At 71.4% G+C, this 23,066-nt stretch carries 18 protein-coding genes; 13 read left to right on the top strand and 5 right to left on the bottom strand.

Annotation, left to right across the window (positions count from 1 at the left end; genetic code table 11):
• Positions 1-7: 7 nt before the first annotated feature.
• The 9 genes from AB0B63_RS04765 (at position 8) to valS (ending at position 13,342) form a co-directional block, all read left to right on the top strand.
• Entirely contained in the window at positions 8-1,816 is a 1,809-nt protein-coding gene (locus AB0B63_RS04765) for an ABC transporter ATP-binding protein (RefSeq protein ID WP_357014616.1), read from the top strand.
• Positions 1,817-1,875: 59 nt separating this feature from the next.
• Entirely contained in the window at positions 1,876-3,708 is a 1,833-nt protein-coding gene (locus AB0B63_RS04760; RefSeq protein ID WP_357015134.1) for an ABC transporter ATP-binding protein, read from the top strand.
• A 141-nt stretch (positions 3,709-3,849) separates the two neighbouring features.
• Entirely contained in the window at positions 3,850-5,424 is a 1,575-nt protein-coding gene (locus tag AB0B63_RS04755) for a trypsin-like serine protease (RefSeq protein WP_357014614.1), read from the top strand.
• Positions 5,425-5,533: 109 nt separating this feature from the next.
• Positions 5,534-6,418, top strand: coding sequence for a class I SAM-dependent methyltransferase (locus AB0B63_RS04750; protein WP_357014612.1), 885 nt, complete (start codon positions 5,534-5,536; stop codon positions 6,416-6,418).
• A gap of 397 nt (positions 6,419-6,815) precedes the next feature.
• Positions 6,816-7,229 (top strand): peptidase inhibitor family I36 protein, encoded by a 414-nt coding sequence (locus AB0B63_RS04745; RefSeq protein ID WP_357014610.1) that lies wholly within the window; start codon positions 6,816-6,818, stop codon positions 7,227-7,229.
• Positions 7,230-7,452: 223 nt separating this feature from the next.
• Positions 7,453-8,604 carry a hypothetical protein gene (locus AB0B63_RS04740; protein ID WP_357014608.1) on the top strand — a complete coding sequence of 384 codons (1,152 nt, stop codon included), beginning with the start codon at positions 7,453-7,455 and terminating at the stop codon, positions 8,602-8,604.
• Positions 8,605-9,130: 526 nt separating this feature from the next.
• Positions 9,131-9,658, top strand: coding sequence for an RICIN domain-containing protein (locus tag AB0B63_RS04735; RefSeq protein ID WP_208568008.1), 528 nt, complete (start codon positions 9,131-9,133; stop codon positions 9,656-9,658).
• Positions 9,659-9,814: 156 nt separating this feature from the next.
• On the top strand, positions 9,815-10,405 hold the full coding sequence (locus tag AB0B63_RS04730; RefSeq protein WP_208568007.1) for an RICIN domain-containing protein: 591 nt from the start codon (positions 9,815-9,817) through the stop codon (positions 10,403-10,405).
• A 324-nt stretch (positions 10,406-10,729) separates the two neighbouring features.
• Entirely contained in the window at positions 10,730-13,342 is a 2,613-nt protein-coding gene (gene valS, locus AB0B63_RS04725; protein ID WP_357014605.1) for a valine--tRNA ligase, read from the top strand.
• Positions 13,343-13,448: 106 nt separating this feature from the next.
• On the opposite strand, the gene AB0B63_RS04720 is transcribed toward valS, so the two are convergent.
• From AB0B63_RS04720 to AB0B63_RS04705, 4 genes are read right to left on the bottom strand one after another with little or no spacing between them, the layout of a single operon-like run.
• Entirely contained in the window at positions 13,449-14,159 is a 711-nt protein-coding gene (locus tag AB0B63_RS04720) for an ABC transporter permease (RefSeq protein ID WP_357014603.1), read from the bottom strand.
• Entirely contained in the window at positions 14,159-15,109 is a 951-nt protein-coding gene (locus tag AB0B63_RS04715) for an ABC transporter ATP-binding protein (RefSeq protein ID WP_219464650.1), read from the bottom strand. The genes AB0B63_RS04720 and AB0B63_RS04715 overlap by 1 nt, the downstream gene beginning before the upstream one ends.
• Complete coding sequence (locus AB0B63_RS04710) at positions 15,106-15,987, bottom strand: ABC transporter permease subunit (protein WP_357014601.1); 882 nt, start codon at positions 15,985-15,987, stop codon at positions 15,106-15,108. Before AB0B63_RS04710 ends, AB0B63_RS04715 begins: the two co-directional genes overlap by 4 nt.
• Complete coding sequence (locus tag AB0B63_RS04705; protein ID WP_208568002.1) at positions 15,980-16,894, bottom strand: ABC transporter ATP-binding protein; 915 nt, start codon at positions 16,892-16,894, stop codon at positions 15,980-15,982. The genes AB0B63_RS04710 and AB0B63_RS04705 overlap by 8 nt, the downstream gene beginning before the upstream one ends.
• A gap of 208 nt (positions 16,895-17,102) precedes the next feature.
• Here AB0B63_RS04705 and AB0B63_RS04700 point away from each other — a divergent pair, with 208 nt between their 5' ends.
• From AB0B63_RS04700 to galT, 4 genes are all read left to right on the top strand, one after another.
• Entirely contained in the window at positions 17,103-17,729 is a 627-nt protein-coding gene (locus AB0B63_RS04700) for a DM13 domain-containing protein (RefSeq protein ID WP_357014599.1), read from the top strand.
• Positions 17,730-17,856: 127 nt separating this feature from the next.
• Positions 17,857-19,386, top strand: a complete 1,530-nt coding sequence (cysC, locus tag AB0B63_RS04695) for an adenylyl-sulfate kinase (RefSeq protein WP_219464656.1) — start codon at positions 17,857-17,859, stop codon at positions 19,384-19,386.
• 99 nt (positions 19,387-19,485) lie between these two features.
• The gene (locus AB0B63_RS04690) at positions 19,486-20,292 is read left to right on the top strand and encodes a DeoR/GlpR family DNA-binding transcription regulator (RefSeq protein ID WP_208567999.1); all 807 of its coding nucleotides are present in this window, start codon (positions 19,486-19,488) and stop codon (positions 20,290-20,292) included.
• Positions 20,289-21,365 (top strand): galactose-1-phosphate uridylyltransferase, encoded by a 1,077-nt coding sequence (galT, locus tag AB0B63_RS04685; protein WP_208567998.1) that lies wholly within the window; start codon positions 20,289-20,291, stop codon positions 21,363-21,365. Before AB0B63_RS04690 ends, galT begins: the two co-directional genes overlap by 4 nt.
• Positions 21,366-21,813: 448 nt before the next feature.
• Here galT and AB0B63_RS04680 read toward each other — a convergent pair whose 3' ends face one another.
• On the bottom strand, positions 21,814-23,031 hold the full coding sequence (locus AB0B63_RS04680) for an NADP-dependent isocitrate dehydrogenase (RefSeq protein WP_208567997.1): 1,218 nt from the start codon (positions 23,029-23,031) through the stop codon (positions 21,814-21,816).
• Positions 23,032-23,066 lie beyond the last annotated feature (35 nt).

The following is a 23,066-nucleotide window of genomic DNA, read 5'->3' as shown; positions in this document are numbered from 1 at the left end:
TCGGGTAGTGCCTGCGCAGCGCGACGGCGACCCGGCCATCCCGAGGGCGGACGGCCGGGTCCCTCCGCTGCGCAACCTCTGGCGGCTGCGCCGCTACCTGCGCCCGTACGCCGCCGCGTACGTGCTGTTGCTGCTGGCCGCGCTGGCCGCGACGGGGGCGGGTCTCGCCGTACCCCTGGTGGCGCAGCGGGTGGTGGACGGGCCGATCGCCCGGCACGACCCGGCGGGGCTGCTCCGCCTCGGCGGGCTGGCCCTGCTGCTCGGGCTGGTCGAGGCGGTGCTGATCTTCATCCGGCGGTGGAGCCAGTCGTCGTCCTCGGTCGGCATGGAGGCGACCATCCGTGCCGACCTCTACGCCCACCTGCAACGCCTGCCGGCCGGCTTCCACGACCGCTGGCAGTCCGGGCAGCTGCTCTCCCGGGCGATCAGCGACCTGTCGGTGCTGCGCCGGTTCCTCTCCTTCGGCCTGCTGTTCCTGGTGCTCAACGTGGTCACCTACGTCGCCGTGGTGGTCCTTCTGCTCCGGCTGCACGGGCCGCTGGGGCTGCTGGTGGCCGCCAGCGCGGTGCCGCTGTTCCTGATCAGCCGCCGGTTCGGCCGGCACTACCACACGGCGTCGCGGCGGATGCAGGACCAGCAGGGCGACGTGGCCACCCTGGTCGAGGAGACCGCGCAGGGGCTGCGCACCATGAAGGCGTACGGGCGGGGGCCGGAGCTGGCCGACCGGTTCGCCCGGCGGGCCCGCGCGCTGCACGACACCGGCGTCGGCAAGGGCGCCCTGCTGGCCCGCGCGTCGGCCCTGTTCGACCTGGTGCCCAACCTGACCCTGGGGGCGACCCTGGTCGGCGGCGCGACGCTTGTCGCCCGGGGCACGTTGACCATCGGGGAACTGGTCGCGTTCGTCAGCCTCCAGCTCATGCTGATCTGGCCGGTGCAGTCGCTCGGCTGGATCATCGCCAACGGGCAGGAGGCGGCGACCGCCGCGGACCGCATCCACGAGGTGCTGGACACCCCGCCGTCGATCGTGGACGCCCCGGACGCGGTCGCGCTGACCCGGCCGGCGGTGCGCGGCCGGCTCCGCTTCGAGGGGGTGTCGTTCCGCTACCCGGGCAGCGCCGAACCGGTGCTGCGGGAGATCGAGCTGACCGTCGAGCCGGGCGAGACGCTGGCCCTCGTCGGGGCGACCGGCTGCGGCAAGAGCACCCTGCTCTCCCTGGTCCCCCGGCTGTACGACGTGACCGGCGGCCGGATCACCCTGGACGGGCACGACCTGCGGGGGGTACGCCTGGACGCGCTGCGCCGGCTGGTCGGGGTGGCCTTCGAGGAGCCGACCCTGTTCTCCATGTCGGTCTGGGAGAACCTCACCCTGGGCTGCCCGGACGCCACCGGCGACGAGGTCCGGGCCGCGTTGGCGCTGGCCCAGGCCGACTTCGCGTACGACCTGCCGTGGGGGTTGGCGACCCGGGTGGGCGAGCAGGGCCTGTCGCTCTCCGGCGGGCAGCGGCAACGGTTGGCACTGGCCCGCGCGGTGCTCGGCCGGCCGGCGCTGCTGGTCCTCGACGACCCGCTCTCCGCCCTGGACGTGCAGACCGAGGCGCTGGTCGAAGCGGCGTTGCGCCGGGTGCTGCGGGACACCACCGCGCTGCTCGTGGTGCACCGGCCGTCGACCGTCGCGCTGGCCGACCGGGTGGCGCTGCTCGACGGGGGGCGGATCACCGCCGTCGGCCGGCACTCCGAACTGCTGGCCACGGTGCCGGCGTACCGTGCGGTGCTCGCCGCCGAACCCTCGCCGGCACCGGGCCTGGTGCGTTCGTGAGCCGTCGACCACCGCGGCAGCACCCCCCGGCCGGTGACGACGGCCAGCCCGGCACCGCGTTGTCGCACTGGCGGGGCCGGGCCACCGACCCGGACGCCGACCGCAGCCGCGCCGAGGACGACTCCCCCGAGGCGGTGGTCCGGCTGCGGGGTCGCAGTCGGGCGCTGCTGCGGGACCTGCTCCGTCCGCACCGCCGCCCGTTGGGCGTGGCGGTGGCCCTGCTGCTGGCCCAGAACGCCGCCGCGATGGCCGGTCCGTACCTGGTCATGCTCGGTATCGACCGGGCGGTGCCGCCGCTGCGGGCCGGCGACCCGGGCCCGTTGGCGGCCGTCGCGGGCGCGTTCGCCGTCGCGGCCGTCACCGAGTACGTCGCCCGGCGCAGCTACCTCACCCGCTCCGCCCGGATCGGCCAGGCCGTCCTGCTCGACCTGCGCCAGCGGGTGTACGGCCACCTGCTGACCCTCTCGGTCGGGTTCCACGAGCGGTACACCTCGGGTCGGGTGGTGTCCCGGCTCACCAGTGACGTGGACTCCATCGCCGAACTGGTCGACGGGGGGATCGACACCCTGGTCGCCGCCGCGCTGTCGGTGCTGTCGGTCGCCGCCATCCTGCTCTGGCTGGACCTGCCGCTGGCGGCGGTGACCCTGCTGGCGTTCCCGTTCCTGTTCTGGCTGTCCCGCTGGTTCGCCCGGGCCTCGGCCCGGGCCTACCGGCACAGCCGGGAGGCGGTGGCACTGGTGATCGTCCACTTCGTGGAGTCGCTGCGCGGCATCCGTGCGGTGCAGGCGTTCCGGCGTGAGCCGCGCAACCAGCAGATCTTCGTGACGGTCAACGACGAGTACCGGCGGACCAGCCTGCACGGCTTCCGGCTGATCGCCACCTACTCGCCGGGGATCAAGGTGATCGGCAACGTGACCGTGGCGCTGGTGCTCGGGTACGGCGGTTGGCGGGTACTGGGCGGTGCCACCGAGGTCGGGGTACTCGCCGCGTTCCTGCTCTATCTGCGCCGGTTCTTCGAGCCCATGCAGGAGCTGAGCCAGTTCTACAACTCCCTCCAGTCGGCGACCGCCGCCCTGGAGAAGCTCGCCGGGGTGCTGGACGAGCAGCCCGGGGTGCCCGAACCGGCGTCGCCGGTGCCGTTGCCGGTCGGGCCGGGCCGGGGTGCGGTGACGTTCCACGCGGTGTCCTTCGGCTACCTGCCGCAGACGCCGATCCTGACCGGGTTGGACCTGGTCGTGCCGGCCGGGCAGACGGTCGCGCTGATCGGCCCGACCGGTGCCGGCAAGTCGACGGTGGCGAAGCTGCTCGCCCGGTTCCACGACCCGGACGCCGGCACGGTCGAACTGGACGGCGTCGACCTGCGGGACCTGTCCGACGCCGAGCTGCGGCGCGCGGTGGTGCTGGTGACCCAGGAGAACCACCTGTTCGGCGGGTCGGTGGCGGAGAACATCCGGTTCGGGCGGCCGGACGCCACCGACGCGGCGGTACAGGCGGCGGCGCGGGCGATCGGTGCGCACGACTTCATCGCCGCCCTACCCGACGGGTACGCCACCGAGGTGCACCGGCGCGGCGGCCGGCTCTCCGCCGGGCAGCGGCAGCTCGTCGCGTTCGCCCGCGCGTTCCTGGCCGACCCCCGGGTGCTGATCCTCGACGAGGCCACGTCGTCGCTGGACGTGCCGACCGAGCGGTTGGTGCAGCGGGCGCTGGCCACCGTGCTGCGCGACCGCACCGCGCTGGTGATCGCGCACCGGCTCTCCACGGTGGAGACCGCCGACCGGGTGCTGGTCATCGACTGCGGACGGATCGTCGAGGACGGCCCACCGGCCCACCTCGCCACCACCGGTGGCCGGTACGCCGCGCTGCACCGGCAGTGGCGTGATTCCCTGGTCTGACCCGGCCGGGTGGGGCAGCCCGGTGACCGTGGGACGACTAGACTCTGCCCGCATCGATGGGCCTCGCCCCCGTTTCCACCGGTCCGCCCGGTCGGGTGCGGCGGGGCCGATCACATCGCCGGCATACGGGGAGGTTGCGGCGTGCGGATCCGTGGACGAGTGGTGCTGGCAGCGGCATTGGCGCTGAGCACGATGGGGACGACAGGCGTGGCGTTGGCCGTGGACCGGGATGCCGGTGCGGCCACCGGCGCGACCGGGGGCACCTGGTCGGCGGGGACGGTTCCGGTCGCCGGGGAGGTCCGCACGTCGGCCCGCGCCGACACGGCCGGCCGGGCGGCGGCGCCGGCCGCAGCACGCCCGGCGCCGGTGGTGACCCGCCCGGCCGACCAGGTCGCGCAGGCCGCCCCCGCCTCGGTGAGCTACCTGAGCAACCGTTACCGGGTCGCCCCGGGCGAGGCCGCCCGCCGGCTGGCCCTCCAGGAACTGTCCGCGCCGCTGGCCGACACCCTCGCCGCCCGTTTCCCCGACTCCTACGCCGGGATGTGGCTGGACCAGGCCGGCGGCGGGGTGCTCACCATCGCCGCCACCGACCCGGTCCGGGTCACCGAGACGGTCGCCGGTCTGCCGGACGCCCGGCACGTCACCGTCGTGCCGGTCCGGTACTCGCGGCGCGACCTGGACGCGGCGGCGACCCGGGTGGCCGGGGCGCTGGGCGTCACCGCCGGTCAGGACGTGCTGGTCGACGAGCGGGCCAACGAGGTGCTGGTGCTCACCGGCGACGGGGTGCCCGCCGACGACGCCCGGCTGGCCGGCGCGCTCGACGCGGCCGGGGTGCCGGCCCGGACCCGGGCCCGGTTCGACGAGGGCACGATCCCCAAGGCGTGCGACCCGCGCTACTGCGCGCAGGCGCCGATGCGCGGCGGAATCCGGCTCGACGTGCCCCGCGACGACGGCACCGTCGGCGGCTGCACCACCGGCTTCAACGTCCGGGCGAAGTCGGGGCGGTACTACGTGCTGACCGCCGGGCACTGTGTGGTCGGCGGCCGGCACCAGCGCGTCGACGACACCTGGCACCAGTTCCTCGGGCCGAAGGTGCCGGTGGGCCTGGAGTCGACCAACCCGGTGCTGGCCGAGAACGATTTCCCCAACGACTACGCGGTCCTGCCCTACGCCAAGGGGGCCAGCACCCGCTGGGCGTACCCGAGGCGGACCGTGGGCAACGCCCCGAGCCTGGTCAACTACTGGTGCGTGGCCGACAACCCGGCCTGCGCCAGCAAGGGCAGCCACGACGTGCCGATCACCGGCGTCACCGCGTACTCCGCCGTACAGGCCGGCTGGGTGGTCTGCGCCACCGGCTCGGCGTACACCCCGAAGGCCGGCGAGCAGTACGTCGACTCGGGCGCCGGGGCCGGTTACCTGCCGGGCACCCGCTGCGGCGAGGTCATCGGCAAGGCCAGTGGCGGCATCGACGTGCGGGTGTGCGCCCGGCCGGGTGACAGCGGCGGCCCGCTGTTCACCGAGTCCAACGGGCGGGCGCTGGGCATCCTGCACAACGGCGACCCCGGTGAGGGTCCCTGCACCAACCCGGACGAGCAGAACACCTACGCGCCGGTCTCGGTGATCCTCGACCGGGTCAACGACCGCACCGGGCTGGGCTTCCAGGTCGCCACCCAGGGACCGCTGCTCGCCCCGCCCGCCGGCTCGTCGAACCGGTAGGCGGCGGGTCCGGCCGGCCTTCCCGAACCGGTAGGCCGGCGGGTCACCGTGCCCGACCCGGGCACGGCGGCACGTCCGAGTGGTCGGGTCAGCGTGCTAACTTGCCGCGATGAGTTCGACATCCACGAACGCTGCGGCTGGGCATGTTGATCGCGTTGCCGACTACTACGACGACAACACCCGTCGCTTCCTGCTGGTTGCCGAGAGCCCGGGCAGTGACGCCATCCACCGCGGGGTGTGGATGCCCGGTGTCGCGGGCGCGGCGGAGGCGGCAGACACCGTCAACCGTTTGATGACCGAGCGCTTGCGCGGGTACGTGCCCGCCGAAGGCGCAAGGTTGCTCGACCTCGGCTGTGGCGTCGGTGCGACCATGGTCGGCCTGGCCCGCGAACTGGACGGATCTGTATCTGGAGTGACGATCAGTCGGGTACAGGCCGAGATCGCTGAAAAGCGGTTCGCTCGTGCCGGGCTGACCGAGCGCTGTCAAGTGATCTGCGCCGACTTTGCGGAACTACCCGCAGAGCCACACTATGACGCCATGGTCGCCGTTGAGGCGGTCGTACACTCGCCCTCTCTGGAAAATCTGATCCCGTCTCTCGTGGACAGGCTGCGTCCCGGCGGTCGCCTTATCCTGTGCGACGACTGGATGACCGACAAGGATCGTGGTCTTGCCGCGCGCGATCGTTGTCTGGACCAGTTCCGCGCCGGTTGGCGTATCGGCAGTTTGCACACCGTAGCCGAGCTGGCCGCCATGTCGGAGAGCGCTGGCCTGCGCATGGTGGAAGACCTGGATCTCACGTCGTACCTGCGCCTCGGTCGTCCCCGCGACCGGTTGATCAATGTGGTCGTGGGCGCGGCCTCCGTGGTTCCACGGGTTCGCAACCGTCTTGTCGAGAGGCCGTTCTGGGCCAACATGATCGGCGGATCAGCGTTGCAACACGGATTGTCGCGACGCTGGCTGGAGTACCACTTGATCGTGCTTGAGAAGGCATAGACCCCGCTCGCCCTATGCTGCGGCAGAGCCGCAGCAACGCGTCGTCACCCTGAACGCGGCGTACGCCGGGGCCCGCCGGTCTGCGGTGCGCTGACGTCGTGCACGAAGGTCTGCTGTGCGTGGTGCGTCAGCGGACCACCGCCGGCTACGACATCATCGAAGGACCATCCGGGTCGACGGCCAGCCGTCGCGGTCAAGCCGCGCAGGAGACGGGTGTTCGGACTTCGATGGAAGTTGCAAAATTATCGCACCCGATCCTTGCCCCTCACCGTCATTGAAAGTTATCGTTCAGCTACCAGGTGTGATCCTAAGCGGGGGCGCGTTTTTGAGGATCACCAAGATGGTGCCTTGCCTGCATGGCCGTCGTGCCCCTCGGCCCACCGTCGAAGGGACAGACATGACCAAGACCAGGATGCTGTTTGCCGCGCTCGCGGTCGCCGCCACGACCCCGCTCATGCTGGCTGTTCCAGGAGCCGCCCAGGCCGACGCAAGCTCTGCGCTGGCTCGATGCGGCTCGGGGCGGTTCTGCAACTGGACCGGCACGAACTTCTCCGGATCCCTGATTCAGAACACCGCCCCCACGGGCACGTCCGTTTGGTGCGTCAACATGCCGACCGGAACGCGGTCCATGAGCAATGGCACCAGCCTGACCCTGAGCGCCAACCAGAACCGCTGCGAGAATCCGGGCGGAGCGGCGGCGGCGGTCAGCCCGGGGCAGGACCGGGGATCCTTCTCCTTCGTGGTGAACTCGGTGTCTTACTGCGGGGTCTGTCGCCAGAACCACACCGCCACCACCCCGACGACAGACTGAGTCCACGTCTGACCGGCTGGAGCGGTCAGCCGATCGCGGTCCTACGCCGGCCCCTGACCTCAGCGGCCGGCGTAGGACTCGGCCCGGTTGGCGAATGAGTCCGTGGCGCATCTGTCTGCCGCCCAAGCAGCGCCTCATGGACGCAATGTCTGGGCATACGTACTCTTTGGGGCATGCCGGGCAGGCTGCCCGGTAAGACAGAGCGTGCGGTAGGAGTTGACGAATGAACACCTCCTGGTCCACCGCCGCTGGCGGTGCGCGTCTGTTCGCGAGGCGGGCGCGCCGGTGGTTTGCGCTTCCGAATCGCCGTGCCGTCACGGTGGCGGCAGTGGTGCTCGTCGCGGTACTGCTGGGGGCCTTCGGTGCAGCAGCCGGCTCATGGCTGGGCAACCGAAGCCTGGCCGAACTTCCCGACACGGCAGGGCTGGCCGAGCTCAGTCAACGGGCTACCGGCATCGACGAGACGCCGGTCGTGTCGCGTAAGACGTCGCCGCACGCGGCACCGGTGGTCGCTGCCGACATGCGGATCGACACCGGTTGGGATGCCGCTCAGGCGCAGCAGCGCTACGCAGTGGCGGGCTGGTCAGTCTCACCGGTCGTTGTCGTCGATGACCAGGCGAGCGTGCTCTATCCGGGCGACAAGACCATCACCCACCTCCCGAGTCGGTACTCCCGCTTCACTGCCGAGTCGCAAGGGCTGGTGCTCGAGGTCAGCGGCAGTTTCGTTGCCGACGGCGGCATCGTGAGGCTGTCTGCCTGGGCCGCCAACTCGCCGGCCGTACCTACCCTTGCCCTCACCGGCGCAGTCCTCGGGCTGATCACCGGATGGCTGTCCGCTGCGACGATGGCACGCAGGATTCATCAAGCGAATTCCGTGCACCGAGCAACAGTGACGGCGCTGACCGCCACTGCCCTGATTGTTCTGGCGGCACCTGCCGTGGCTCTGTACCTCAACCTCGGGCGTGTGCTGCGCTCACACGCCGACACCAGCGGCCCGATCGCCACGGTACACAGCGCCCTCACGCCCGGCTCCTACTGGCCTACCGCGCCCATGTGGCTGCTGCCCGTCCTCTCCGTCGCCGGCAGCCTGGTCGCCATCATCGCGCTGGCCCTCGCGGTTACAACGCGGCCGGCGCACGCAAGCGCGGCCCTCAGCGCGGCCGAAGGGGACTGGGAGATGGCAACGGGCACTGTCGAAGCATCGATCGCTGCGGCTCGGGTCAACCGAGACGCGGCGCAACAGTTACTGTATTTGCTTACGTACCCGGACTGGGCACCCACCTCGGTGGACCGGGCACGTCACCGGTTGATCAGCGCAGGCGTGCCCGCCGCTTTCCTGACGACCCCTGACCAGTCCAGTTCAGAAGGGTCCTAACCGCAATGCCTCTCCACTGGAAGAGACTACCTGCTTAGAGCTCCTGACGAATTTGTGTTGGGCGTATCCTCGACATGAGGATCGCTCTGCCTGAACGCGACGCGAGCACGGCCGTGACCCGACGTAGTCGGATTGGTGAACCGGCACCTCGGTTAATTCTGAGCAGCTGCCGATCTTCCCGATCACTCAGCCGTCACACGCGTACCGGATCTGCCACCACCACAGCCTGAATCCCACGACGCCGCCTGGCCGCACGGCACGTCATTCAACACCGTGAACGTTCGTGGTCAAGACACTGGACGGGTCATATCTCACCCTTACGAATGCCCTGACACCACCCGCTGGTTCCAGTTGACAACTCATCCAGCGATCTCGAGATCATCGCCGGAACATTGGTTGATTCCTATTGCATGAGAGTGATTCGTCTGGCACTCTCGCTGTCAAGGGATCACTCGGGGCAGCCGAGTGACTACGGGGAGGAGTCACCGTGCGTAACAAATTAATCAGGGCAACAGTCTCAGCGGCTGTGACCGCAGCGCTGGCCATTGCGGTCAGCCCGGCAGCCGCGCAGGCAAAGGCCGACGACAGGGCAGCGATACCGATTTCGTCGGTCGTGTCCCCGTCGCAGTCGCTGGCCGCAGTTCCGTTCGGGGTAAGAAACAAGAAGTCCTCCAAGTTCCTGCAGGCCAGCAGTACCGCCAACAACGCCGTCGTCCGCCAGCAGAACAGCAGCAGCAGTTCTCTGCAGGGCTGGATCCTGATCGACGACTCCGGGTACGTCACCCTCCAGAACTACGGCGTAGTCCGGAACCTGGGAACCTCGGGCGCCAGCACCGCCTCCGACACGTCGGCGGTCATCGTCAACCCCTCCTCCAGCACCGACCAAGACTGGGTCGTGTCGCAAATCGACGACACGTTCTTCTATCTCAGGAACCGCAAGAACACCTCGATGTGCCTAGGAATCGACGGCGCCAGCACCGCCGCCGGCGCGAGGGCCGCCATCTACACCTGCGCCAACGCAATCAACCAGACGTGGTCCTTCACCGCCTTCTAGTTGTGCCCGCTCGTCCGGTCCGGCCGAACAGACTGGCTCTGTTCGGCCGGACCGAGCGTCAATTGCCTACCTCGGCGCGGTAGCGCATGGACGGTCTGGCAGCCCTTCGATCAGATCATTTACAGGAACCGAGTCGCGACACAGGGGAGAACAGCGATGCGTGACAGGGTCAGTAAGGCCGTGGCTGCTGCCACCATGACCGCAGCAACCGCAATCGCAACCGTAATCATGCCGGTCACCGCCCACGCGGCACCCGACGGTGCCGGTTCACCGGACAGCGTGACACCTGCGAACGTTGACGTCGCCGCCGCCGCCAACCCTTTCAAGCTGCAGAACAGGAAGTCCCTCAAACTGCTGCAGCCGCAAAATGGCAGCTTTACCGCCGGGACCAAGGTCGTTCAGCAGTCCGACGCGGGCACCGGCGTACAGCGGTGGTACATCATCAACGATGGCAGCTGGATCAGCTTACAGAATTACTCCGCGAACCCGACCAGAAACATGGGAATCGACGGTGCCAGCACCGCCTCCGGAGCGGCGGCGATCATCGCGGCCCCGGGCAGCGGCTACAACCAGGACTGGAAGGTTCTGTGGACCGACAGCACGCAGACGTGGTTCCGACTTCAGAACCGAGGAAGCGGACTGTGCCTGGGAATCTCGGGGGCAAGTACCGCTAACGGCGCGTTGGCCGCCCAGTTCGCGTGTGCGAGCCCGCCCGCCACGAATCAGACCTGGCAGTTCCTGAACTGACGCTGAAGGTCAGCGGCACAACTTCCGCCGGCTCCGGAGCGGAACTCCGGAGCCGGCGGAAGTCGCTGTGCGCGCCTCCTCAGGAGGACTCGTCTGACCAGCCGGCTCGACAGGCCGCCGCCCGAACCCGGCACCGTCACTACCGGGCGTCGTCCGACGCCCGCGCCTCAGCACGGAAGCGCCAGCAAGATCGCCCGACGCCGAGAGAGACAGCCACGACCGGATACGGTGCCCTGACACGGGTTCCGGCCACCCGGTGCAGGGCGGCCGGCACGCCGGGTAAAGCCGGTGGGCGGGAGGTCACAGGCTGCCTACGATCGACCGATGACTGATACGGCGAGGACGGCCCGCGCCGGTGTGCCCGAACGTCCCACCCTGGACGGCATCGAGGAGCACTGGGCGCACCGCTGGCAGGAGGAGGGCACGTACGCATTCGACCGGGAGAAGGCGACCGTAGCGGGTCGCGGGCCGGCGGGAACCCCGCGTCGGCACGGTCGCGGCGACGACGTGTACTCCATCGACACCCCGCCGCCGACCGTATCCGGCGAGCTGCACATGGGGCACGTCTTCTCGTACACGCACACCGACACGGTGGCCCGGTTCCAGCGGATGCGCGGTCGCAACGTGTTCTACCCGATGGGGTGGGACGACAACGGCCTGCCCACCGAACGCCGGGTGCAGAACGTCTACGGGGTGCGCTGCGACCCGTCCCTGCCGTACGACCCGGCGTGGCAGCCGCCCGACGCCCCGGTCACCGAGGCCCGACGCCGGGAGCCGACGCCGATCTCCCGACGCAACTTCGTCGAGCTGTGCGAACGGTTGACCGCCGACGACGAGCAGGTCTTCGAGGCGCTCTGGCGGCGGCTCGGGCTGTCCGTGGACTGGTCGCTGACGTACACCACGATCGGGCGGGCGGCGCGGGCCACCTCGCAGCGGATGTTCCTGCGCAACCTGGCCCGGGATGAGGCGTACCAGGCGGAGGCGCCGACGCTGTGGGACGTCGGGTTCGGCACCGCCGTGGCGCAGGCGGAGCTGGAGGACCGGGAGCGCCCGGGGGCGTACCACCGGCTGCGGTTCACCGGGCCGGGCGGGCGGGAGGTGCTGATCGACACCACCCGGCCGGAGCTGCTGCCGGCGTGTGTGGCGCTGGTCTGCCACCCCGACGACGAGCGGTACGCCGACCTGGTGGGCGCAACGGTGCGTACCCCCGTGTTCGGGGTGGAGGTGCCGGTGCGCGCGCACCCGCTGGCGGACCCGGCGAAGGGCACCGGCGTCGCGATGGTGTGCACGTTCGGTGACCTGACCGACGTGACCTGGTGGCGGGACCTCGACCTGGGGACCCGGGTGGTGATCGGCCGGGACGGTCGGCTGCTGGCCGAGCCACCGGCCGACGTGCCGGCGGCCCCCTACGCGGCGTTGGCCGGGCAGCCGGTCAACGCCGCCCGCCGGGCCCTGGTTGAGCTGCTGCGCGAGGCCGGTGACCTGGTCGGCGAGCCGCGCGAGATCACCCATCCGGTGAAGTTCTACGAACGCGGCGACCGGCCGTTGGAGATCGTCTCGACCCGGCAGTGGTATCTGCGCAACGGCGGCCGGGACGCCGGACTGCGGGCGGAGCTGCTGGCCCGGGGTGACGAGCTGCGCTGGGCGCCGGAGCACATGGGGCACCGCTACGCGCACTGGGTGGGTGGGCTGACCGGTGACTGGCTGGTCAGCCGGCAGCGCTTCTTCGGGGTGCCGGTGCCGGTGTGGTACCGGCTCGACGCCGTTGGCGAGCCGGACCACGCCAACCCTCTCACACCGGACGAAGCGTCGTTGCCGATCGACCCGTCCAGCGAACCGCCGCCCGGCTACGACGAATCGCAGCGCGGTGTGCCGGGCGGTTTCGTCGGCGACCCGGACGTGTTGGACACCTGGGCCACCTCGTCGTTGACCCCGCAGATCGTCGGCGGCTGGGAGACCGACCCGGAGTTGTTCGACCGGATCTTCCCGATGGACCTGCGCCCGCAGGGGCAGGAGATCATCCGGACCTGGCTCTTCGCCACCGTGGTCCGCGCCCACCTGGAACACGGGGTGCTGCCCTGGCAGGACGCGGTGTTGTCCGGCTGGATCCTCGACCCGGACCGCAAGAAGATGTCCAAGTCCAAGGGGAACGTCGTCACCCCGATGGCGCTGCTGGAGCAGCACGGGTCGGACGCGGTCCGCTACTGGGCGGCCAACGGCCGCCCCGGGATGGACCTGGCCTTCGACCCGGCGCAGATCAAGGTGGGGCGGCGACTGGCCACCAAACTGCTCAACGCGTCGAAGTTCGCGCTCGGCCTCGGTGCCGGCGACGCCCTGCGCGCCCCGGCGACCACCCCGCTGGACACCGCCATGCTCGCCGAACTGTCCGCCGTGGTCACCACCGCGACGACCGCCTTCGACGGGTACGACCACACGACCGCCCTACAGGCCACCGAGGCGTTCTTCTGGCGGTTCTGCGACGACTACATCGAGTTGGTGAAGGAACGCGCCTACGGCACCGGGCCGGGTGCCGACTCGGCCCGGGCGGCACTCGCCACCGCCCTGTCGGTGCAGCTACGGCTCTTCGCCCCGGTGCTGCCGTACGTGACCGAGGAGGTCTGGTCGTGGTGGCGGTACGGCTCGGTGCACCGGGCGACCTGGCCCACCACGTACGAGGTGGACCGGGCCATCACCGGCACCGGTGACCCGGCCCTGCTCCGGCTGGCCGGGGACGCCCTGGCCCAGATCCGCCGGGCCAAGTCCGACCGCAAGCTGTCGATGCGGGCGGAGATCCCGCTGGCCGAGGCGTTGGGCCCGGCGGCCCTGCTCGACCAGCTCACCCTGATCGCCGACGACGTGCGCGCCGCCGGCCGGATCACCACCCTCGACCTGCTCCCCGACCGCACCCCCGAACTCGTCATCGCCAGCGCCTTCTGAGGCGGGTCGGTGCCGGATCGCCGATGTGGCGGTACCCATGCAACCGGGTACCGCCACATCTGCGCAACGGTGTCGACCGGTCATCGTCCGGTCCGGCCGGACCGGGTCAGCTGGTTTCTCCGGCGACGCTGAAGGAGCGGAGCCGGTCGATCGCCAGGACGGTGAAGCCGACGCTCACCAGGGCGATCAACACGACCGCCACCGGCACCGAGACGGTCGTCGACAGCAGTGCCGTGGGGGCCATCCGGTCGGCCAGGGCGATCACCCACTGCTGGATCGACAGCACCCTGGTGCCGCTGACGAAGTTGCCCAGCAGCCCCTCCCAGATCAGCACGTACACCAGGCCGAGCAGCACCGGCCGCCGGGTGACCAGGCTGAGCGCCAGGAACAGCGCCGAGTAGGCCAGCGCACCCAGCGCCGAAGCGGCGGCGAGGGCCAGGCCGAGGCGTACCGAGTCGGCGAGCACGCCCGCGACGTAGAGCGGCACGGCGACGGTGACCGCGCTGACCCCGGCGGCCACCGCGAGTTTCGGCAGCACGATCTGCCAGCGCGGCATCGGCTTGGTCAGGATGTGCACCACGGTGCCGTCGTCGATCTCCGCACCCAGCACGCCGGTGCCGACGATGAGCGCCACCACCGGCAGCACCACGGCCAGACCGAGGCCGACCAGCACCGGCGACGCCCACTCGCCCGGGTCGACCCCGAGCGACCGGCAGAGCACGGCGAGCAGCACCAGCACCGCCGGCAGCGGCAGCAGCATGAGGAACCGGCGACGGCCGAAGAGCCCACGCGCGGTGATCCAGGAAACGGTCGACATCAGGCCTCCACCAGGTAGGAGAAGACGCTCTCCAGGGACTCGTCCTCGGGGGTCAACTGCCGGACCCGGATCTGCCGGGCGAGCGCGATCTTGGGCAGCGCCCGGGTGAACGCGCCGTAGTCGCCGGCCCGTACGGTCAGGCCGGTCTTGTCCAGCTCGACGCCGGTGACCGACGGGTCGGCCATCAGCGCCACGGCCAGCGCCCGGTCGTCGGTGGAGCGGACCGCGAAGACGTGCGGTCGGTTGGTCATCAGCCGGCGGATGGTCCGGAAGTCGCCCGAGGCGGCCAACCGGCCGGCCACCATCACCTGCACCGTGCCGGAGACCTGCTCGACCTCCTCCAGGATGTGCGAGCTGAACAGGATCGTCCGCCCGGCGTCGCCGAGGGAGTGCAGCAGACCCATCATGTGCAGCCGCTGGCGCGGGTCCATCCCGTTGAACGGCTCGTCGAGCAGCAGCACCTGCGGGTCGTGCACCAGCGCGGCGGCCACCCGGGTACGTTGCCGCATCCCCTTGGAGTACGTGCCGATCCGGCGGTCCTGAGCGTCGGTCATCTCGACCAGCTCGATCGCCCGGCGGGCCGCGGCCTGCGGGTCGGGCAGCCGGTGCAGCTTCGCACTGGCCAGCACGAACTCCTTGGCGGTGAGGAAGGAGTGCACCGCCTCCCGCTCGCTGACCAGCCCGAGCTGCCGGTAGACACCGGGATTGCGCCAGGTCGACTCGCCGTCGAGGGTGAGCGTGCCCCGGGACGGGGCGAGGAAGCCGGCCATCATGTGCAGCAGGGTGGTCTTGCCGGCGCCGTTGGGGCCGAGCAGGCCGGTCACCCCGGGGCCCAGCCGCATGGTGACGTCGTTGACCGCCACCACGTTCCCGTACCAGCGGGAGACCCCGACGAGATCCAGGGTGCTGGTGGTGACCGCCGGTCGGGCGTCGGTGTCGAGTGTGGTCATCGGGCGGCCACCTTCCGGTATCGCAGCAGCAGCAGGGCGGTGCAGGCGGAGACCAGCAGTACGGCGACGACCGCGTAGACCGGGCCGAAGCTGCCGATCGGCGGGCCGGTGCCGGCGCCCGGGTAGAGCAGGTCCTGCAACGCCCACGAGCCGACCCCCTGCACCAGGGTCGACGGCGAGGCCAGGAGGGCCAGCTCGTTGACCGCGCGGGACGGCAGGATCGACAGCACGCCGACGACCGGGGTGGTCATCAGGAAGACCGCCACGATCCCACCGGCGGCGAAGGCCCGCTTGCCGGTGAGCGAGGCGACCAGCAGACCGATCGAGGCGAAGACCACCGCCCACAGCCCGGCGTAGAGCAACCCGGGCAGCAGGTCCAGCAGCTCGTTCCAGGTCCCGCGCAGGCCGTCGGGGGTGGTGAACGCCGCCCCCAGGAACATCACCAGCTGCGGCCCGCCCAACAGCAGCCAGATCGCGCTGACCAGGGAGAGCAGCTTGGCCAGCGCGTAGTCGTCGCGCGGCAGCGGGCGGGAGAAGTAGAGCGGGAGCACGCCGCTGCGCAGGTCCCGGGAGACCAGCTCGGGGGCGGCCACCGCGACGAAGAAGATGACCAGCCAGCTCATCGCGTCGGCGAACTGGGCGTACGTCATCACCACCTCGCCGAGCTGGCTACGGACGGCGGTAAGGCCCGCGGCCACCACGGTCACGATGCCGACGACCAGCCAGGGGAAGATCTTCGCCTTGGCGCTGCGGCCCAACCCGAAGACGGTCCGCAGGCCGTGCCCGTAGAGCGCGCCGAAGACGTGCCGGCGGCCCAGCCTCGGGCCGGTGTACCGCTGGTAGCCGATGTCGTGGATGACGCCGGTCGGCTCAGGCATTGCTGGGCTCCCTCGGGGCGAAGAGTTCGGCCACCCGGTGCCGGCGCTGGTCCAGCCGGTGCAGCGGCAGGTCCAGCTCGGCGACCACGCCGAGGATCAGGTCGTACGTGCGCTCGTCGACCAGCGGGACGAGGAGCATCCGGCCGTCGCGGGTCACCGGCAGGTCGAGCGCGGCGAGCCGGCCGGCCAGCTGGTCGGTGCCCTCGCTGACCTCGACGGCGAGCAGGTCGGTGGCCGAGGTCATCGCGTCGATCCGGTCGGCGCGCAGGAGCCGCCCACCGTCAATGGCGATCAGGGTGTCGCAGATCCGCTCCACCTCGCCGAGCAGGTGCGAGCAGACCAGCACGGAGATGCCGAACTCGGTGCCGATCCGGTGGACCAGGGCGAGCATGGCGTCCCGGCCGGCCGGGTCGAGGCCGTTGGTGGGCTCGTCGAGCAGCAGCAGGTCCGGGTCGTGCACCAGGGCCTGGGCGAGCTTGACCCGCTGCTTCATCCCGGTGGAGTAGCCGCCCACCGGCCGGTACCGCTCCTCGTAGAGGCCGACGTGCCGCAGCGTCTCGGAGGCGCGCTCGCGGGCCACCGTCCGGGGTAGGCCGCTCATCCGCCCGAGGTGGGTGACGAGTTCGGCGGCGGACAGGTCGGGTGGGAGCGCCTCGTGCTCCGGCATGTAGCCGACCCGGGCGCGGACCGCCGCCGGGTCGGTGGTGGGGTCGAGGTCGAGCACGGAGACCCGCCCGCTGGTCGGCGGGAGCAGGCCCAGCAGGATCTTTATCAGGGTCGACTTGCCGGCGCCGTTGGCGCCGACCAGCCCGATGATCCCCGGCTCGACCGCGACGGTGAGGTCGGTCAACGCGGTGACCCGGCCCCCGTACGTCTTGGTCAGCGACTCGGTCGCGATCAGTGTCACGCCGCCAGCCTAGGGAGGCGGCACCCTGGCGGGTATCCGGAATCGCCCGGGGTCGCCCCTGATTCCCTGCCCCGACCTGCGCCCCGGCCTCGGCCGGCCGAGGCGCTGTCCGCACGGCCGGGGCGCTGTCCGCACAGCCGGGGCGGTAAGGCTTTCGTAACGGCGCTGGGCGGTGCCGGGCCGCCGTGGTCCGGAGAGACTGGGCAGCATGTCCCGTCGTCTGTTCCGTGCCCCGCTGACCTGGGTCGCCGTCGCCGTTCTCGGCGTCGGGGCCGCCTTCGGCCTGTACTGGTTCCAACCCTGGAAGGTGGTGACCGACAACCAGGTCGACGAACAGCTCTCCGAGGTGGACGCCGCCCCGGCCGGCACCCCCCCGACCGACGCCCCCGGCGGCACGCCCACCGGGACCACCCCCGCCGGGACCACGCCGACCACCCCGGCCACCGGCACCCCCGCCGGTAGCCCCACCAGCACCCGGCCGGTGGTGGTCAGCCGGGGAGAGTTCGTCAGTCATGAACACGACACCTCGGGCACCGCCCGGATCGTCCGTACCGCAGACGGGGGGCACCGGCTGGAACTGGTCGGGTTGGACACCTCCAACGGCCCCGACCTGAAGGTCTGGCTGACCGACCAGCCGGTCCGCACCGGCCGGGCCGGCTGGGGCGTGTTCGACGACGGCCGCCGGGTGGAGCTGGGCCGACTCAAGGGCAACAAGGGCGACCAGGCGTACGCCATCCCGTCCGGCACCGACCCCGCCGGGCTGACGAGTGTCGCGATCTGGTGTCAGAGATTCGCCGTCTCGTTCGGTGCCGCACCCCTGGTTCCGGTGGGTTGACCTCGCTCATCGACCGGTCGACACCCTCCCCCGTTGATCCACTTCCGGGTCGGCAGTGGAGTGGCGCTCTCGACCGATCGCCGGCCGACTGAGAAACTGTGATCCGGCCAGCGAGTGAGGGGTACGGATGAGCAACGGTTCAGTGCTGCCCGAGGACGTGCTGCGGGATGCCCCCGCGTACGCGCCGCGCCCCGGTGAGCTGGCCGATCTGGAGTTGCTGCTGAGCGGGGCGTACACCCCGCTGGCCGGCTTCATGACCCGCGCCGACCTGGCCTCGCTGCAGCGTCGCGGTCGGCTGGCCGACGGCACCTCCTGGCCGGTCCCGGTGACCCTCCAGGTGCCCACCGCCGTCGCCGACGGGCTGGACCAGGCCGACCCGGGCCGGCGGACGCTGGTGCTCACCGACGGCGAGGGCGCCCCGGTGGCGGCCCTTGAGGTGACCGACGTCTGGCCGGTCCGCGAGGGTGTGGCCGGGCTGGGCGGCCCGGTCCGCCGGCTCGGCGACGGCGGGCACGGCCCGTTCCAGCGGCTGCGCCGGGGTCCGGAGGAGATCCGGCCGCTGCTGCCCCCGGGACGGGTGCTCGGGGTGATCGCCGACCGGCCGCTGCACCGGCCGCAGCTGGCGCAGATCGCGCACGCCGCCCGTACCCTCGGCGCGCACCTGCTGGTGATGATCCCGGTCGGCGAGGACGGCGCGGGTGGGCTGCCCACCGAGGCCCTGGTCCGCAGCGTTTTCGCCGCCCGGGACCGGATGCCCCCGGCGACCCTGGTCGCGGTGCCGCTGCCCCGCCGCGCCGACGAGATCAGCGACGCCCTGTTGCGGGCGAGGATCTCCGCCGCGTACGGGGTGACCCACCTCCTCTCCACCGGCGCCATGCTCTCCGGGGCGGGGCTGCGGGTGCTGGTCCCCCGCGAGCTGGCCTACGACAGCCGGGACGGCCAGTGGCGCTGGCGGGACGACATCCCCCCGCGTAACCGCAAGCTGGCGCTGAGCGAGGCGGAGATCGACGACCTGCTCGACCGGGGGTTCCCGCTGCCCGAGTGGCACACCCCGCCGGCGGTGGCCAAGGAGCTCGCCCGGGCCCGCCCGCCGCGCCGGCACCGGGGGCTGGTGGTCTTCCTGACCGGGCTCTCCGGTTCCGGCAAGTCCACCATCGCCCGGGGGCTGGCCGATCTGCTCCGTGAGCAGGGCGAGCGCACGATCACCCTGCTCGACGGCGACGTGGTGCGCCGGGAGTTGTCGGCCGGGTTGACCTTCAGCCGGGCCGACCGGGACGCCAACGTCCGGCGGATCGGCTGGGTGGCGGCCGAGATCGCCAGGCACCGGGGGGTGGGCATCTGCTGCCCGATCGCCCCGTACGCCCAGGCGCGGGCCGCCGTGCGGGAGATGGCCCGGTCCGCCGGGGCGGGGTTCCTGCTGGTGCACGTGGCCACCCCGTTGGAGGTCTGTGAGCAGCGCGACCGCAAGGGGCTGTACGCCCGGGCCCGGGCCGGCCTGCTCACCGGGATGACCGGCATCGACGATCCGTACGAGACGCCGACCGATGCCGATCTGGTGGTCGACACCACCGGCCAGAGCATCGAGGAGGCGGTGCAGGCGGTGATGAACCACCTCACCGAGACCGGCTGGGTGGAGCCGCGCCTGCCGTCCGCCTGACCTCGGGGGTTCCACTTCCGCCGCTGCCTGCTGCGCGCTAGTGTTCAATCTTGTTTGAACACGTTTGAGCGCGTGCAGGTATGCGGGGAGGTGCGGCGGATGCTGGCACGGCAGCGACAGGCGACGATCCTCGACCGGGTCCGGACCGCCGGTGGCGTACGGGTCACCGAGCTGGCCGCCGAGTTCGGTGTCTCCGACATGACCATCCGGCGCGACCTGGACACCCTGCACGACCAGGGGCTGCTGGCCAAGGTGCACGGCGGGGCCACCACCACCGGCCCCGGCTCGACCGACGAACCGGGCTTCCACGCCAAGTCCGTCCGGCAGTCCGCCGAGAAGGCCGCCATCGCCGGTCACGCGGCCGAACTGGTCCGGCCCGGTGCGGCGATCGCCCTCTCCGCCGGCACCACCACCGCCGAGCTGGCCCGCCGCCTGGTCGACGTCGCCGGGCTGACCGTGGTGACCAACTCGCTGCCGGTGGCCGAGATCCTGCACACCGCCGGCCGCCCCGACCAGACCGTGGTGCTGACCGGCGGGGTACGCACCCCGTCCGACGCGCTGGTCGGCCCGCTGGCCGTGGAGGCCATCCGGTCGCTGCACCTGGACCTGCTCTTCCTCGGCGTACACGGGATCACCGAGCGGGCCGGTTTCACCACCCCCAACCTGATGGAGGCGGAGACCGACCGGGCCCTGGTGGAGGCCGCCGACCGGCTGGTCGTCCTCGCCGACCACACCAAGTGGGGCACCGTGGGCATCTCCTCCATCGTCGGCCTGGGCGCCGCCGACGTGCTGGTCAGCGACGACCGGTTGGCCCCCGAAGCGCGCCGGGTGATCGACGAGAAGGTGGGCGAGCTGGTGATCGTGACAGGCACGGGCCGGGCGACCGGGCAGGAGACGACGCGGTGAAGCGTACGGCGATCGAGCTGGCCGACGGCCGCGAGCTGATCTACTTCGACGAGCGGGACGACGCCGTCCGGGACCAGCCGGACCAGCGGGAGCTGCCCCCACCTCCGCCAGCCTCCCAGCTACGGTACGACCCGCTCACCGACGAGTGGGTGGCGGTGGCGGTGCACCGGCAGACCCGGACCTTCCTCCCCCCGGCCGACCAGTGCCCGCTGTGCCCGTCCCGGGGCGACCGGCACAGCGAGATCCCCGCCCCCGACTACGACGTGGCGGTCTTCGAGAACCGGTTCCCCTCGCTGAGCCAACGGATCGCCGACGAGCCGGCCGAGATCACCGGGTTCACCCCGGTCCGCCCAGGCCAGGGACGCTGCGAGGTGGTCTGCTTCACCGACGACCACCAGGCGTCCTTCGCCAGCCTCTCCCCCGCCCGGGTCCGGCTGGTGCTGGACGCGCTGGCCGACCGGACCACGGCGGTCGGCGCGCTGCCCGGGGTGGAGCAGGTGTTCTGCTTCGAGAACCGGGGGGTGGAGATCGGCGTCACCCTGCACCACCCGCACGGCCAGATCTACGCGTACCCGTTCGTCACACCGCGTACCCGGTCGCTGCTCGCGGCGGCCCGCCGGCACGCGGAGCGCACCGGCGGCGGCAACCTCTACGCCGACGTGCTCGCCACCGAGCGCGCCGCCGGGGACCGGGTGGTCGCGGCCAACGACCACTGGACGGCGTACGTGCCGGCGGCGGCCCGCTGGCCGTTCGAGGTGCACGTCGCGCCGCACCGGCCGGTGCCGGACATCCCGGCGCTCGACGACGCCGAACGGGACGCGTTCGGCCCGCTCTATCTTGACGTGCTACGCCGCTTCGACGGGCTGTTCGACCTGCCCATGCCGTACATCGCGGCCTGGCACCAGGCGCCGGTGCGGATCGACCGGGAGCTGGGCCACCTGCACCTGCAGCTGTTCACCATCCGCCGGGCGAAGGACAAACTGAAGTACCTGGCCGGCTCCGAGTCGGGCATGGGGGTCTTCATCAACGACATCGCCCCCGAGCGCGCCGCCGAGCTCCTGCGCGCCGGCTGACCCCGCACCCCTGCCCGCCGGCCGACCCCGCACAGCAGGACGCGGGGGGCCCGGGACGGGCCCCCCGCGGGGAAGGGACGGCTGGCTGTGCTCGACAGCCCGGGAGGCTTGTCGATCGGCACTGGTGCCGTGCGGTGACCGACGTGCTCCCTGGACGCGACTGGCACCACGTCCACCCGGCTCAACGACCTCTTCCCCGACCGGTGACGCCGCCGTCACCCGGACGGGTGGCACCGCCGGTGCCCCCGACCGCAGGCCGCCGGGACCGGTGCTGCCGGGGCCGGTGCCAGTGCCGGTGCCGCCGGGGCCGCCGACCGCCGGGGCCGGTGCTGTGCTGCCGGTGCTGCCGACCTTCTGGCGCACCGGTGCCGGCGGTGCGCGCCGCCTGGCCGCAGACGACGGAACCCGTCGGCGGTCCGCCGACGGGTTCCGTGGGTACGGGCGAGGGTCAGGCGCTGAGCCTGCGCGCCAGGTTCTCGTCGAGGGTGTTCATGAACTCGTCGGTGCTCTGCCACGGGGCGTCGCGCGAGATGAGCAGCGCGAGGTCCTTGGTCATCTGGCCGGACTCGACGGTGTCGACGATGACCTGCTCCAGGGTGTCGGCGAACTCGGTGACCGCCGGGGTGCCGTCCAGCTTGCCCCGGTGGGCCAGGCCCCGGGTCCAGGCGTAGATCGAGGCGATCGGGTTGGTCGAGGTCTTCTCGCCCTTCTGGTACTGCCGGTAGTGCCGGGTGACCGTGCCGTGCGCGGCCTCCGCCTCGACGGTACGACCGTCCGGGGAGAGCAGCACGGAGGTCATCAGGCCGAGCGAGCCGAAGCCCTGCGCGACGGTGTCGGACTGCACGTCACCGTCGTAGTTCTTGCAGGCCCAGACGTAGCCGCCCTCCCACTTGAGCGCGGCGGCGACCATGTCGTCGATGAGCCGGTGCTCGTAGGTGATGCCGGCGGCGGCGAACTCGTCCTTGAACTCGTTCTCGAACACCTCGGCGAAGAGGTCCTTGAACCGGCCGTCGTACGCCTTGAGGATGGTGTTCTTGGTGGACAGGTAGACCGGGTAGCCCCGGTCCAGGCCGTACCGGAACGAGGCGCGGGCGAAGTCCCGGATCGACTCGTCGTAGTTGTACATGCCCATGGCGATGCCGCCGCCGGGGAAGTTGGCGACCTCCATCTCCATCGGGGTGCCGCCGTCGGCCGGGGTGTAGGTGATGGTCACCGTGCCCGGGCCGGGGACCACGAAGTCGGTGGCCTTGTACTGGTCGCCGTGGGCGTGCCGGCCGATGATGATCGGCTTGGTCCAGCCGGGGACCAGCCGGGGCACGTTCGACATGATGATCGGCTCGCGGAAGACCACGCCGCCGAGGATGTTACGGATGGTGCCGTTCGGCGACCGCCACATCTTCTTGAGGCCGAACTCCTCCACCCGGGCCTCGTCCGGGGTGATGGTGGCGCACTTGACGCCGACGCCGTGCTCCTTGATGGCGTTCGCGGCGTCGATGGTCACCTGGTCGTCGGTGGCGTCCCGGTGCTGGATCGACAGGTCGTAGTAGTGCAGGTCGACGTCGAGGTAGGGCAGGATCAGCTGCTCCCGGATCTGCTTCCAGATGATCCGGGTCATCTCGTCGCCGTCGAGCTCTACGACCGGGTTGTTTACCTTGATCTTCGCCATCGGCCGGCGCTCCTCTCGGGGGACACGTGCTCAAG

Source organism: Micromonospora sp. NPDC049081 (genome assembly GCF_040648835.1).
Taxonomy (GTDB): domain Bacteria; phylum Actinomycetota; class Actinomycetes; order Mycobacteriales; family Micromonosporaceae; genus Micromonospora; species Micromonospora antibiotica.
The sequence above is the reverse complement of the archived record's forward strand: the minus strand, read 5'-3'. Positions and strand labels throughout refer to the sequence as shown.